We start from the raw sequence: 12344 nt of genomic DNA, 5'->3' as shown, positions 1-12344 counted from the left end.
AATGCAGACCAGATCGGCGTCGTTGATTCGTCGCGAGTGACCGACAGCACAGTCGATCGAGGGAGTGACATGGAGTCCCAGGCGGACCGCATGCGGATCGATCATCACGAATTCGCGCGGATGGTCCAACCATTCCACCGCGAGCTTCTCGCGCACTGCCGCCGCATGCTCGGATCCCTCGACGACGCGGAGGACCAGTTGCAGGAGACGTACTTGCGTGCGTGGCAGTCCTACGCGGGCTTCGAGGGCAAGTCGTCGTTGCGCACCTGGCTGTACCGGATCGCCACCAACGTGTGCCGCACCGCGTTGGAGCGCGGGCGGCGGTTGCCTGTGCCGTCCGGGTTCGCGGACAGCAGGCCTGACGAGGGTGACGGCCCCAACGCGTGGCCGTCACCGTTCGAGGCCGGTCGGCTCGCCCCCGATGAGGTCACCGACCCGGCCGAGATCATCAGCTCGCGCGAGCACAGCCGTGACGCCCTCGCGCACGCCTGGCGGCGCCTCACCCCGCGGCAGCGGTCTGTGTTGATCTTGCGGGACGTCCTCGGCATGCCGGCCATCGAGGTCGCGGATCTGTTGGGCACCACGGACGCCGCGGTGCACAGCACGGTGCGGCGCGGCAGGACATTGCTGACGCGGGAGCGGCCTGCGCCTGCGGGCAAGGGCGGCGGCGACGCGCCGCACAGCGCGTTGCTGGACGAGTACGCCTCGGCGTTCGAGACCGGAGACATCGCCGCGCTGAAGCGCCTGCTGACCAAGGACGCGGCGGCCCGGCTGCCCGCCGGTATTGTCAGCGGGCGTGATGCGCTGCTGGACCTCCTGGTCCACTGTCCAGGATTCGGGGACAGTCGCAAGCTGCCGATCACCGTGAACGGCCACCGCGGATTTGGCGTGTACCGCGCGAACGGTGACGACGTGTACCGGGCCTACGCCATAGACTTCCTCACCGTCGCACGGACCGGCATTCACCGCATGGAGATGGTGGAGGACCGCGCCTTCTTCCCCGCCTTCGGCCTGCCCCTGGTCCTCCCGCCCGCGTGACGGCGCTGAGTGGACCGTCTACAAGGGACACTTGTGGCCGCGGCACCGCGCCGGCGTCTAGGTCGTGTCTGATGAACCTCGGCGCGAAGACCGCGACCATGGGTTTGTCAGACGCGGCCTGGTCACTGGGTGCGAGTACCCAGGATGTCCTCGGACTCGACCAGGCCGACCTCGCTGGGCTGCTGGCGGTCGGTGAACACGCGCTGGTGTTGCCGGGCCCGCAGTTCCAGGTGCGCCTCCGCCGGTTTGGGGTAGCCGTAGCGCTCGCGGGCCTGCGCGGGGGTCAGCGTCTCGGACGTGGTGGGCGGAACGCGGAACAGGATCGGCGCGACGACCGACGTGGTCGTGGGCGACAGCAGGTGCAGCGCGCCCAGTTGGAACCAGCGGCTGATCCGGGCCAGCCGGAACGACACGCGCATCACCGGCACGATCAGCACGTCCAGCAGGCGGCTCTGCCGGATGCCCGACATCTCGCGCATCCAGTGCGGCATGGACGCGACGGTGGCGATGCGCTGGGCGGTGGTGGCGATCAGCGTCCCCAGCCAGTACACCGGCGGCATCGGCGGCAGCATCACCTCGGCGTGCAGCAGGTGGTTCATGGTGGACCGGGCGACCGGCGAGCCGACCAACTCGGGGCGCATCCGCTCGAAGTACGCGCGGACGCCGTCGCGGTCGCGGGGAACGTCGGCGGGATCGCAGGTCTGGAGTTCGGCCGCGGCGGCGCAGTCGGCCCAGTAGCGCGCCTCCTCCTCCGGGCTGAGCCTGCCCGGGCCGTACTTCTCGTAGGCGTACAGGATCGAGTGCCAGGCGGTCAGGTGGATCCAGAGCTGTGACTGGGGATCGTTGGCGTCGTAGGGCTTTCCGCTGCCCGGCTCGATGCCGATGCCCACGGAGTGGACCTTCACCAGCACGTCGGCGGCCTTCATCGTGTCGCGGGTGCCGGCGAAGGCCACCATCGCGAAGTACCGCAGCGTCCGGTCGTAGCGGGCGCGCGGGCGGTTGCGGATCGCCCCAGTCGCGTCGACGGAGGCCACCAGCGCCGGATCGAGTTCCTCCACGACGACCGCGCGCTGGAACCCCACGGTGAGCGAGGACGGGTAGGTCCACACCTTCCAGGTCACCGAGTCCGGGCCGAAGAAGCCGTCGTCGGCGTGCGGTGTGATCTTCGAGCGGGCGCCGAGACCGAGCTCCCGCAGGCGCTTGGTCGACGGCGGGACCTTGGGATCGGCACCGGTCACCGTGGTCAGTACCGGCAGCACCACCCGCAGCAGGCCGAGTAGCAGCAGACCGATCGCGCCGGTGCCGAGCAGCACCCCCACGGCCGCGACGAAGATCCACGCCGACGGCGATTCCCAGCGCAGTTCGTCGGAGTAGCGCAGTACGCCGATCAGCGCGAGCACCCCGAACGAGACCAGCGCGGCCATGCCGATCGCCGCGCGCCGCAGGTCACCGCCGACCGTGGCGTGCAGGAGCAGCAGGCCCACGGTGATCATCAGCACGCACAGCTCGCGCAGGTCGAGCACGCTCACCCGCCACGGCCACCAGGACACCTCGGGGCGGGCGAAGAGCACCGCCCCGAGCCCGACCAGCCCGAGCCCCTCAAGGCCGGCGATCACCCGTGCCCAGGCCGGCATCGGCGCGGTGCGCACGCGGCTGTCACCGTCGTTGTCGGGCCGGCGGTTGAGCTGGGCGGGCACCGTCAGCACGGTGAGCAGCAGCGGCGCCCAGCCGAGACCGATCAGCCACAGGTCCGCGACCGGCACGCTGAACGAGGTCCCGAAGATGTCCACGTCGCCGGACGGGTTCAGCTCCGCGTCGGTCAGGTTGACGGTGAGCAGGGTGCCGGCGGCCAGTACGAGTGGGACGCCGGCGGCGAGCCTGGCGTTGGCCCAGCCGGGCTCCAGCATGGCCAGCACGAACAACACCCAGGCGGCGCCGAAACCGGCTCCCACCGTGGCGGCCGTCAGCGGGCTCGTCACCGTCCACGCGAACCAGACGTCCGTGGCGGTGCTGAGGATGTACAGCGCGAGGAACCCGGCCCCGCACACCAGCACGAGTGGCGCGAACAGGCCGTCGCGCACGGCCTGATGCAGTGCCTTGCCCGGCGGCTCGGGCACCCGCAGACGACTGTCGAAGTGCTCCACCGTCGATCCCACGTTCATGGCAGCTCCTCCCGCGGCCGAGCATGGCAGCCGGTCGCACCCGCGGGAACGCCTCGATCACTGAGTGGCGCGAAACGTGTCACCGCGGTGACAAATGGTCCGCGGCTAGCGTGGTGGTGAATCCCGAACCCGAAAGGAACTTCGATGGCGAAGAACGTCACCCTGATCCGGTCGGCCACCCTGTCCGACGTCGCCGAGTACGCCTACGCGGCCACCGCACCCGCCGAGGCGCGGCTGATCTTCCTGGCCGGCTCCTGCCCGCTGGACGAGAACGGCGCCACCGTCGGGGTCGGCGACCACGCCGAGCAGGCCGCTCGGTGCGTGGCGAACCTGCGTACCGCGCTCGCCGACGCGGGCGCGCGGATCGAGGACGTGATCAGCACGCGCGTGCTGGTGGCCTCGACGTCGCAGCGCGACCTCGTGGCGGCGTGGGAGGTCGTTCGCGACGCGTTCGGCGAGCACGACGTGCCGAGCACGCTGATCGGCGTGACCGTGCTGGGTTACGCCGACCAGCTCGTGGAGATCGAGGCGGTCGCCGCCGTCGTGGACTGACGGAGCGCGACATTAATGGCGGTATTTCGCCAGCGCGGCGGCCTGTCCGCTTTCTAGGGTTGGCGTGTGCGGAATGAACTTGTCCCGGTTAGCGAAACCGGTCAATTGGAGAATCGTGTCGTCTGGTTCATGTCGCTTTCCGCGGCGCTCGGGACGGCGACGGTTTATCCACTCCAGCCGGCGACCGCTGCTGTGGCCGGTTCGCTCACCTCGTCCTATGCCGCGGTCGGGGTGGCGCTCGCGTGTGGTCCGGTCGGATACATGTTCGGGCTCGTTCTCCTCGTTCCTCTGGTCGACCGCTTTTCGCCGAGACGCGTGTTGTCCGCCCAGTTCGGCGTTCTGGCGGCCGCTCTGGCCCTCAGTGCCGCTGTCGGCAGCGTGTGGGCGCTGGCTCCGATGACCGGTGTGATCGGCGCCTGTTCGTCGGTCGGCGCCGGTCTGAGCTCGGTGGCCGGCCGGCTCGCGCGTCCGCACCGGCGGGCGACGACGCTGGGGATCGTGACCGCCGGGATCTCGGCGGGGATCCTGGCCGGCCGGATCGCCGGCGGCTGGCTCACCGACGCGATCGGCTGGCGCGGCATGCTCCTGGTGTTCGCGGCGGCGTGTGTCAGCCTCGGGGTGAGTTCGCTGCGTGTGCTTCCGAATACGCACGGCGGGGCGGATCGAGGCTATCTCGCCACCGTGCGGTCGATTCCTGGTCTGGTTACCGAATACGCGGCTTTGCGTTGGGCGGCGATTCGTGGCGCGACGTGGTTCTTCGCGTTCTGCGTCGTGTGGGCCGGCCTGGCGGTCGCGCTCGCGCAACCTCCCTATTCGTATTCAGCGGAACGCATCGGTCTGTACGCGTTCGCCGGACTCCTCGGCATTCTCGCGACGCGAATCTCCGGCACGTGGACCGATCGCGTCGGCGCCCGAAAGGTGATCCTCGCGGGTCTGGCGCTCGCCGCCGCGGCCACGGCGGTGCTCGCGTTCGCCCTGCCGAACACCGCCGTGACGCTCGCCTGTCTCGCACTGTTCGACGCGGGGCTGTTCGCCGCCCAGGTCGCGAATCAGAGCACCGTGCTGGCGATCGACCCTTCTGCTCCCGCACGGTTCAACAGCGCCTACATGATCGTCTACTTCGTGGGCGGGAGCATCGGGACGGCGTTCGGCGCGGCGGCCGTCGACTGGGTGGGCTGGCCCGCGACAGCGGGGATCACCGTCACCGCCATCGCGGCCGCCGCGTTGATCACCGTGCGGGTGGCTGCTCCGGGGCCAGCGAGTTGCCGGGCGGGATCCGCCCACAGTCCGACGGTGCCGGCTTGCCCGCGAAGCGGTCGTTGAGCCACGCGATCGCCAGCGGCGCCCACGCCACGGGCGCACCGACGTGGCTGAGCAGGTCGTACTGGTCGTACTTGATCGACTTGTTGCCGGTGGCGCAGTACTGCCGGGCGAGTGTGCGCACGTCGCCGGCCACCATGACGCCGTCACCGGTACCCAGCTTCGCGAACGTGCCCTCCAGTGCGCCGTTGCCGCCCTGGGCGATGAAGCCGGGGATCGTCGGAGTGGGCGCCGAACCGATGTTGAGCTTGTTCACCGCTGCCAGGAACGGCGGCACCGAATTGGGGTCGGCGAACTCCGGCTTCACCAGTTTCTGCCAGGTCAGGCCCGGGTAGCGGCCCAGTGCGTCGGCGATCGAGGCGTTGCGCAGCTTGTCCAGGACCTCGAGGCCGTAGCTGTTCGCGTACGGCCTCAGGTCGATGTCGTAGGCCCGCGCGGCACCGATGAGCGCCATCGGGATGACGCCGGTCCACGCGACGCTGCCGCCGACGTACTTGAGGTTGTGCGCGGGCGCGACGAGCATTCCGCCCTCGGTGAAGCCCACCAGGTTCTTGTTGACGTCGGGTGCGTAGCTCGGTGCGAGTGCCGCCGCCCAGCCGGTGGCGATCGCGCCACCGGAGTAGCCGATCAGGCCGAACTTGGTGTCGGCGTTCATGCCGGTCTCCGGCGCCCTGGTGGCCGCGCGGATCGAGTCCAGGGTGTTGGTGCCGTACTCCGGTCCGGCCGCGAAGTTCGCGGTCTGGCCCTCGGTGTCGGAGATGACCACGTTGTACCCGAGCAGCAGGGCCGGCACGAGGACGAGCGACTCCGCGTTGGCGATCAGGCCGCCGAGGCTGACGTCGCCGGCGATGGCCCGGGACGGACCGTGCTCGGGATTCAGCGAGTCGTAGAACGACTGGTACGACAGGGCTTTGCTGCCGTCGCCGTTGAGGCTGCGCACGATCGAGGTGACGTTGGCAGACGGCCGGCCCTGGGCGTCGGTCGTGCGATACAGCAGCTGGATCGCGCGTACCGGGGTGGGCAGGCCGAGCACGTGATACTGGAGTGTCCGGGTCTTCAGCACCGTGCCGGGCGCGAACGACGACAGCGGCTCGTCGCCGTCGTAGCGGTAGAACGGATCGCCGGCGGCGGCGGTCGGGACCGCAGCCGGGGACGCGCTCGGGCTGGCGGTCGCGATCGACGCGGTGACGAGGGCCAGCGTGGCGACGAGTGCCGCGGCCAGCAGGCGGAGGGCGTTTCGGTACATGGCGTCCTCGGGTCGTGAGGCGGATCACTGCGGAATGCCGCCAAGTTACCCATCGGTAACCGAGATGTACAGTGCTGTACACGGTTCTGGACACGCTCACAACCGTGCGCGTGTCAGTTGGGACGCGGTCCAGATCAGCCGTTGGGACGGATGACGAACCGGCCGTCCTCGGTCACGTAGGCGAAGATCATCGAGTCGGTCGAGTAGGGCGCCGCGAGTGTGCCGTCCGGCGCGAGCGCGATCACGCCGCCGGTCCCGCCGGTCGCCGGCACCTCCTCGTGCACCACCGTCTCCGCGGCCTTCCGCACCGACATCCGCGCGTGCTCGATCAACACCGAGATCTCGTGCGCGGCGGCGGTGCGGATGTAGCTCTCGCCCTTGCCCGTCCCGGAGACCGCCACCGTCCGGTTCTTCGCGTAGGTGCCGGCGCCGAGGATGGGCGAGTCACCCACCCGGCCGACCAGCTTGTTGGTCAGCCCACCGGTCGAGGTGGCCGCCGCCAGGTCGCCGGCCCGGTCCCGCGCGACGGCGCCCACCGTGCCCATCGGGCCGAACTGCAGCTTCTGCCGGTCCGGGTCCTTTTCCTTGGCCAGCAACAGGTTCCGGAACGCGCGCTCGGTGAAGAAGTAGTCCTGCGGCACGGTCGTGACACCCTGCTGCCGGGCGAACATCTCCGCGCCGTCGCCGGCCATCAGCACGTGCGGGGTCCTGTCCATCACCAGCCGGGCCAGGTCGATCGGGTTCCTGATGTGCTTGAGCCCGGTCACGCCGGCGCCGCGCAGGTCACGCCCGCTCATGATCGACGCGTCCAGCTCGTGCTCCGTGTCGGTGTTCATCACCGCGCCCTTGCCCGCGTTGAACAGGTCGCTGTCCTCCATGACGCGCACCGCGGCGGCGGTCGCGTCCAGCCCACTGCCGCCGGACTTGATCACGCGGTAGCCGGCCTCCAGCGAGGCGCGCAACGCCTGCCGGTAGGCCTGCTCCAACTCGGGCGGCACCGCCGTCCCGGCGCCGCCGTGGATCGCCAGGACGACCCGATCTCCTTGTGGCACAGGGGATCGCGGCTGCGTGCGCTCCGCAGTCGCCCAGTTCGATGCCGAGACCAGCAGTGCCAGCGCGACGACCAGCGCCGCCGCGAGCCAGGGATGACGTCCACGCATGCGATCCACCTCCGAGGATGGGTGACTCACCGCCGGCAATCGTGTCCCCGCCGCGCGTGGCGCACAACCTCCGAACGGTCCTCAGCGTGCGGGCAGCACCAGCCGGAACACCGCGCCGTGCGCGCCGGGCGGCGGCTCGACGCACACCAGGTCGCCGCCGTGCGCCCGGGCGATCCCGCGCGCGATGGCCAGGCCCAGTCCCGAGCCGCCAGACTTCCGGTCCCGCCCGGTGTCGTGCCGCACGAGCCGGCCGAAGATCGCCTCGCGGGCCGACGGCGGCACACCCGGGCCGGTGTCGGCGACCTCCACGAACGCCTGTCCAGGTGCTCGGCGGACGGTGATCGAGACGCGCCCGCCGTCCGGTGTGTGCCGGCGCGCGTTGTCCAGCACGTTCGCCACCACCTGGGTCAGCCGTTCGGCGTCGGCCACCGCGTGAAGGTGCTCTCCGGTCACCTCGATCACCAGGTCCGGGGACAGCAGGCGCGCGCGATCGGCCTCGGCGTCGGCCAGCGCCAGCAGGTCGACCGGCTCGCGGTGCAGGTCCAGTCCGGCGTCGATCTTGGCCAGCGCGAGCAGGTCCTCGACCAGCCGGCCGGCCCGCTTCGCCTCCCGCACCAGCAGCAGGTGCATCCGGTCCTGCTCCTGCCGCGAGGCCGGCGCCTGGATCGCGGCCTGTGCGGCGGCCTGCACCCCGGCGATCGGCGTGCGCAGCTCGTGCGCGATGTCGGCGAGGAACTGCCGCGACCGCTGCTCGGAGTCGCGCGCCTGCCGCTCCGCGCCCTCCAGCGAGTCGATCATCGTGTCCAGCGCGGACGCGGTCCGGCCCAGCTCGGTGTCCGTGCGCTCCGGCCGCAGCCGCTGCCCGCGCCGGCCGTGCGCGATCGAGTACGCCAGGTTCGTCATGGCGTCCAGTGGTCGCAGCGACCGGCGCACGGTCAGCAGCAGCCCGCCGGCGGTCAGGGCCAGCGCGCCGCCACCGACCAGCCCGAGCACCTGCCGCAGCAGCGTGCGCGACTCGTCGATGGTCGTGGTGTCGGCGTACAGCGAGATCGTCGCGCCGCTCTTGGGCAGCCGCCGGTCGGTGGTCATCACCTCGCCGGTCTCGATCGGGTCGTCGACGCCGAACCTGCGACCGTCCGCGGTCACCACCTTCACCTGAATGCCGGTGCCGCTGGTCCGGCGCACGATCTGCGCCGCCGCCTGGTTGCGGCCGTCCAGCTGCACGGCGAAGTTCGCCCGGTCGGTCAGCCGCTCGGACAGCTGTTTGCGCGCCTGCAGGCCGTACACCGCGTCGACCACCACCACGACGCCGAGCAGGGCCAGACCGGCTACCACGATCGTGGCGAGGGTGAGCCGCGTGCGCAGCGAATGGGTGCGAAGGGGCGTGGTCACCGCGTGTTCTCCCGGAGCACGTACCCGATGCCGCGGACGGTGTGCAGCAGGCGCGGGCCGTGCGCCTCGAGCTTGCGGCGCAGCGCGCTGACGTGCACCTCCACCAGGTTCGTGTCGTAATCCTCGTAGCCCCACACGCTGGTGAGGATCTGCGTCTTGGACAGCGCGCGGCCGCGGTGTGTGGCCAGGTGTGACAGCAGCCGCAGCTCGGTCGCGGTCAGGTCCAGCTCGACCTCGCCCCGGCGCACCGAGCCGGCGTCGCAGTCGATCACGAGATCGGCGACCTGGATCGTGTGCGGTGTTCGGTGCATCCGCCGCAGCACCGCGCCCACCCTGGCGACCAGCTCGGCCAGGTCGAACGGCTTGATCACGTAGTCGTCCGCGCCGCCGCGCAGGCCGCGCAGCCGGTCCCGCACACCGTCCCGCGCGGTCAGCATCACCACACCGGCGTCCGAGTGTGCGCGGATCACCTCGAGCAGGTCGAACCCGTTCCGGCCGGGCAGCATCACGTCCAGCACCACCGCGTGCGGGCCGAACTCGGCCAGCCGCTGCTCCAGCCGCTCGCCGTCCGGCTCGTGCGCGACCTCGTAGCCCTCCTGGCGCAGCGCGGACGACACGGCCAGCCGGATCGCCTCCGCGTCCTCAACGACCAGTACCCGCGCCTCGGTCATCGGGCCATTATCTGGCACACACCCGGATAGCGGCGCGATTCGGTCCCACCATGTGATTCTTCAGCGGTTCTTCAGGGCGGCCGGCGGCACGGATCACTACCGTCGGAAGTCGAATTCACGACAGGCGAACGTCGTACAGGGGTGTGGAAATGCGAAATAGGATCCGAATGCTTGCCGGCGTGCTGGTGGCCGTGGCCACGCTGAGCGCGTGCACCGCGGCGTCCGCGGCACAACAGCCGGCGCCGGCGGAGAAGAAACCGAACATCGTGTACTTCCTGGTCGACGACATGTCGGCCGATCTGCTCCAGTACATGGACACCGTGAAAAGCCTCGCGGACGGCGGCGCGCGGTTCGACAACTACTTCGTGTCGAATTCCCTGTGCTGCCCGTCCCGCGCCTCGATGTTCACCGGCGAGCACCCGCACAACACCGGCGTGCTCACCAACAAGGGCACCGACAACGGCGGCTACGAAGCGTTCAAGAAGCACGAGGGACGCACCTACGCGGCCGCGCTGCACGACGCCCGGTACCGCACCGGGTACCTGGGCAAATACATCAACGAGTACACACTGCCGGCCGATTATCACGTGCCCCAGGGTTGGGACGAATGGCACGCCGGAAGCGGCGGCGCGTACAACGAGTTCCAATACCAGGTGTCCCAGTACATTCGCGAGGAGAACAAGAGGGAGATCGGCGACGGTGGCGGGAAGTACTTCACCGATCTGCTCGGTGACCGCGCGGTGAACTTCATCGAGCGTTCCCGTCAGCACGCGCCGGACCGGCCGTTCTTCCTCCAGGTCGCCGCGTTCTCGCCGCATTCCGGCGTGAAGAACCCGGACGACAAGGAGCCGTTGTTCCCGCCGGCGATTCGCGACCGGCCCAAGGATCGCTGGCCCGGCGGCGAGTTTCCGCACGGCGACTGCGGCGGGCCGGACTGCCGTGCTCAGGATTTGACGAAGCTGCCCGCGTTCGACGAGGACACCAGCGACAAGCCGAGCTGGGTGCGCAGGGAGCCGCTGGCCGGCGACGAGAAGCTGATACAGGCGCTGCGCAACGATTTCCGGAACCGGATTCGCATGGTCCAGTCGATCGACGACGCGGTGGCCAGGGTGCTGTCCTCGCTGAACGAGGCGGAGAAGAACAACACCTACTTCGTGTTCACCTCGGACAACGGGTTCCACCTCGGCCAGCACCGGTTGATGCGCGGCAAGACCACCGCCTACGACCACGACGTGCGGGTGCCGATGCTGGTCAAGCGACCGCAGTCGGCGCAGGGCGGCACGAGCGTGCGCGGCGAGATCGTGCAGAACGTGGACCTGTTCGCCACGTTCCTGGACATCGCCGGCGTGCGGCCGGAGCTGCGCGACTCGCGGGACGGGCGCAGCCTGCTCCCCATGATCAACGGGCAGACGCCGCCGAACTGGCGCAACGCCGCGCTGATCGAGCACGTCACGCCGAATCCGAACGCGCCGGGTGAGGTCGATCCGGACGCCCAGCGTGCCGGCGGCAACTCCAACCCGCCGACCTACCAGGCCGTTCGACTGCCGCACGAGCTGTACGTCGAGTACGCGAACGCGCAGAAGGAGCGGGAGTACTACGACATGTCGACCGACCCGAACCAGGAGACCAACAAGCCGAACGACCCGCGCGCGGGCCAACTCGCCGGACCACTGCGCACGCTGGCCAACTGTGGCCAGCCCGACGCGCCCGACTGCTGGACCGCCTCCCATATCGGCTGAACCCCAGCCGGTTAACCACCACGCTGCGTGACACACCCTGGCGTACTTTCGCGGGCTTAAGTACGCCAGGGTGAGCGTGGAGCCGGGGCGGGACAACCTCGATCAAGGCGCTTCGCCGAACGAGTGACACCCGGGCGGCGCACAATGGGTGCATGACCAGGCTCGTCGATCTGCGGCGCGGCGGCTCGCCCACGTCGCGGTGGTCGGCCGCGATGGGTGAGCCGCGCGCCGATCTTCGACACGTCGTGCGCAGCTACGGCGAGTACGACGAGTTCTCCACCGGGGCGGTCGCCCGGCGCGAGATCCCGGCGCCGGACGCCGTGCTGGTGATCGAGTTCGCCGGCCCGCTGATCGCCACCGGAGCGGTGGACGAGGGCACGTCGCGGGTCGCCGCGTTTCTCGGCAGCCCGGCCCGCGGTCCGGCGCTGACCTGGCACGACGGCTGGCAGCACTGTGTGGAGATCCGGCTCTCGCTGCTCGGCGTGTACCGGCTGTTCGGCCCGGTTCGCGAGTTGGCCGGGCGGATCGCGCCGCTGGACGCGCTGTGGGGCCGCGCCGGCGACGAGCTGACCGAACGCCTCGCCGACGCCGACGGCTGGACACGACGGTTCGACATCCTGGACGACGTGTTCGCCGCCGCGGTGGCCGGCGGGCCGGAGCCCGACGCGGAGGTGGCCCACGCGCTGGCCCGGATCGACGGCACCGCGGGCGCCGTGCCGATCGGCGAACTGGTCACCGAGACCGGGTGGAGTCGCGGCCGGCTCGCCGAACGGTTTCGCGCCCAGACCGGCCTGACCCCGAAGGGTGCTGCCGGGCTCGTGCGTTTCCACCACGCCGTGACCGCCATGAGCACCGGCCGGCCGCTCGCGGACACCGCGCTGGCCTCCGGCTACTACGACCAGGCGCACTTCACCCGCGAGTTCCGCGCCTTCGCCGGGTGCGCCCCCGGCGCCTGGCTGCGCTCGCGGCTGGACGGTCTGGTCGGCGCCGGCATCGGCTGACATTCGTACAAGACGGCTCGCCCCGCGTGCTCGTACCGTCCGGCATGAGATCACCTGAAAGGA

The 12344-nt window shown here is 70.4% G+C and carries 10 protein-coding genes; 5 read left to right on the top strand and 5 right to left on the bottom strand.

Annotation, left to right across the window (positions count from 1 at the left end; translation table 11 throughout):
* The first annotated feature begins 69 nt into the window (after positions 1-69).
* A complete protein-coding gene (locus tag EV193_RS10780; protein ID WP_130343908.1) occupies positions 70-1038 on the top strand; it encodes an RNA polymerase subunit sigma-70 in 969 nt (322 codons plus the stop codon).
* 122 nt (positions 1039-1160) lie between these two features.
* Here EV193_RS10780 and EV193_RS34030 read toward each other — a convergent pair whose 3' ends face one another.
* The gene (locus EV193_RS34030) at positions 1161-3200 is read right to left on the bottom strand and encodes an oxygenase MpaB family protein (protein ID WP_242613283.1); all 2040 of its coding nucleotides are present in this window, start codon (positions 3198-3200) and stop codon (positions 1161-1163) included.
* 144 nt (positions 3201-3344) lie between these two features.
* Between EV193_RS34030 and EV193_RS10770 the strand changes: the two genes are divergently transcribed.
* Both EV193_RS10770 and EV193_RS10765 read left to right on the top strand, forming a co-directional pair.
* Positions 3345-3752: a RidA family protein gene (locus EV193_RS10770; RefSeq protein WP_130343907.1), complete on the top strand. Its 408-nt coding sequence runs from the start codon at positions 3345-3347 to the stop codon at positions 3750-3752.
* A gap of 129 nt (positions 3753-3881) precedes the next feature.
* Positions 3882-5075: an MFS transporter gene (locus tag EV193_RS10765; RefSeq protein ID WP_130343906.1), complete on the top strand. Its 1194-nt coding sequence runs from the start codon at positions 3882-3884 to the stop codon at positions 5073-5075.
* On the opposite strand, the gene EV193_RS10760 is transcribed toward EV193_RS10765, so the two are convergent.
* The 4 genes from EV193_RS10760 to EV193_RS10745 all read right to left on the bottom strand — a co-directional run bounded on the left by EV193_RS10760 (position 4981) and on the right by EV193_RS10745 (position 9541).
* Positions 4981-6318, bottom strand: a complete 1338-nt coding sequence (locus tag EV193_RS10760) for a lipase family protein (RefSeq protein WP_130343905.1) — start codon at positions 6316-6318, stop codon at positions 4981-4983. The genes EV193_RS10765 and EV193_RS10760 overlap by 95 nt on opposite strands.
* A 134-nt stretch (positions 6319-6452) precedes the next feature.
* Positions 6453-7478, bottom strand: coding sequence for an isoaspartyl peptidase/L-asparaginase family protein (locus tag EV193_RS10755; protein ID WP_130343904.1), 1026 nt, complete (start codon positions 7476-7478; stop codon positions 6453-6455).
* A gap of 81 nt (positions 7479-7559) precedes the next feature.
* Positions 7560-8870 (bottom strand): sensor histidine kinase, encoded by a 1311-nt coding sequence (locus EV193_RS10750; RefSeq protein ID WP_130343903.1) that lies wholly within the window; start codon positions 8868-8870, stop codon positions 7560-7562.
* Entirely contained in the window at positions 8867-9541 is a 675-nt protein-coding gene (locus EV193_RS10745) for a response regulator transcription factor (RefSeq protein ID WP_130343902.1), read from the bottom strand. Before EV193_RS10745 ends, EV193_RS10750 begins: the two co-directional genes overlap by 4 nt.
* A 149-nt stretch (positions 9542-9690) precedes the next feature.
* On the opposite strand from EV193_RS10745, the gene EV193_RS10740 reads away from it, so the two are divergent.
* Both EV193_RS10740 and EV193_RS10735 read left to right on the top strand, forming a co-directional pair.
* Positions 9691-11280, top strand: a complete 1590-nt coding sequence (locus EV193_RS10740) for a sulfatase family protein (protein WP_130343901.1) — start codon at positions 9691-9693, stop codon at positions 11278-11280.
* A 152-nt stretch (positions 11281-11432) separates the two neighbouring features.
* Positions 11433-12281, top strand: coding sequence for an AraC family transcriptional regulator (locus EV193_RS10735; RefSeq protein ID WP_130343900.1), 849 nt, complete (start codon positions 11433-11435; stop codon positions 12279-12281).
* The last annotated feature ends 63 nt before the right edge of the window (positions 12282-12344 follow it).

Source organism: Herbihabitans rhizosphaerae (assembly GCF_004216555.1).
In the GTDB taxonomy this organism is placed as follows: Bacteria; Actinomycetota; Actinomycetes; order Mycobacteriales; family Pseudonocardiaceae; genus Herbihabitans; species Herbihabitans rhizosphaerae.
The sequence above is the reverse complement of the archived record's forward strand: the minus strand, read 5'-3'. Positions and strand labels throughout refer to the sequence as shown.

What these genes read in the sequence shown, in the direction of transcription:
- EV193_RS10780 (WP_130343908.1), top strand. Translation starts at nt 70, where the DNA reads ATGGAGTCCCAGGCGGACCGCATGCGGATCGATCATCACGAATTCGCG.
- EV193_RS34030 (WP_242613283.1), bottom strand. Translation starts at nt 3,200, where the DNA reads ATGAACGTGGGATCGACGGTGGAGCACTTCGACAGTCGTCTGCGGGTG.
- EV193_RS10770 (WP_130343907.1), top strand. Translation starts at nt 3,345, where the DNA reads ATGGCGAAGAACGTCACCCTGATCCGGTCGGCCACCCTGTCCGACGTC.
- EV193_RS10765 (WP_130343906.1), top strand. Translation starts at nt 3,882, where the DNA reads ATGTCGCTTTCCGCGGCGCTCGGGACGGCGACGGTTTATCCACTCCAG.
- EV193_RS10760 (WP_130343905.1), bottom strand. Translation starts at nt 6,318, where the DNA reads ATGTACCGAAACGCCCTCCGCCTGCTGGCCGCGGCACTCGTCGCCACG.
- EV193_RS10755 (WP_130343904.1), bottom strand. Translation starts at nt 7,478, where the DNA reads ATGCGTGGACGTCATCCCTGGCTCGCGGCGGCGCTGGTCGTCGCGCTG.
- EV193_RS10745 (WP_130343902.1), bottom strand. Translation starts at nt 9,541, where the DNA reads ATGACCGAGGCGCGGGTACTGGTCGTTGAGGACGCGGAGGCGATCCGG.
- EV193_RS10740 (WP_130343901.1), top strand. Translation starts at nt 9,691, where the DNA reads ATGCGAAATAGGATCCGAATGCTTGCCGGCGTGCTGGTGGCCGTGGCC.
- EV193_RS10735 (WP_130343900.1), top strand. Translation starts at nt 11,433, where the DNA reads ATGACCAGGCTCGTCGATCTGCGGCGCGGCGGCTCGCCCACGTCGCGG.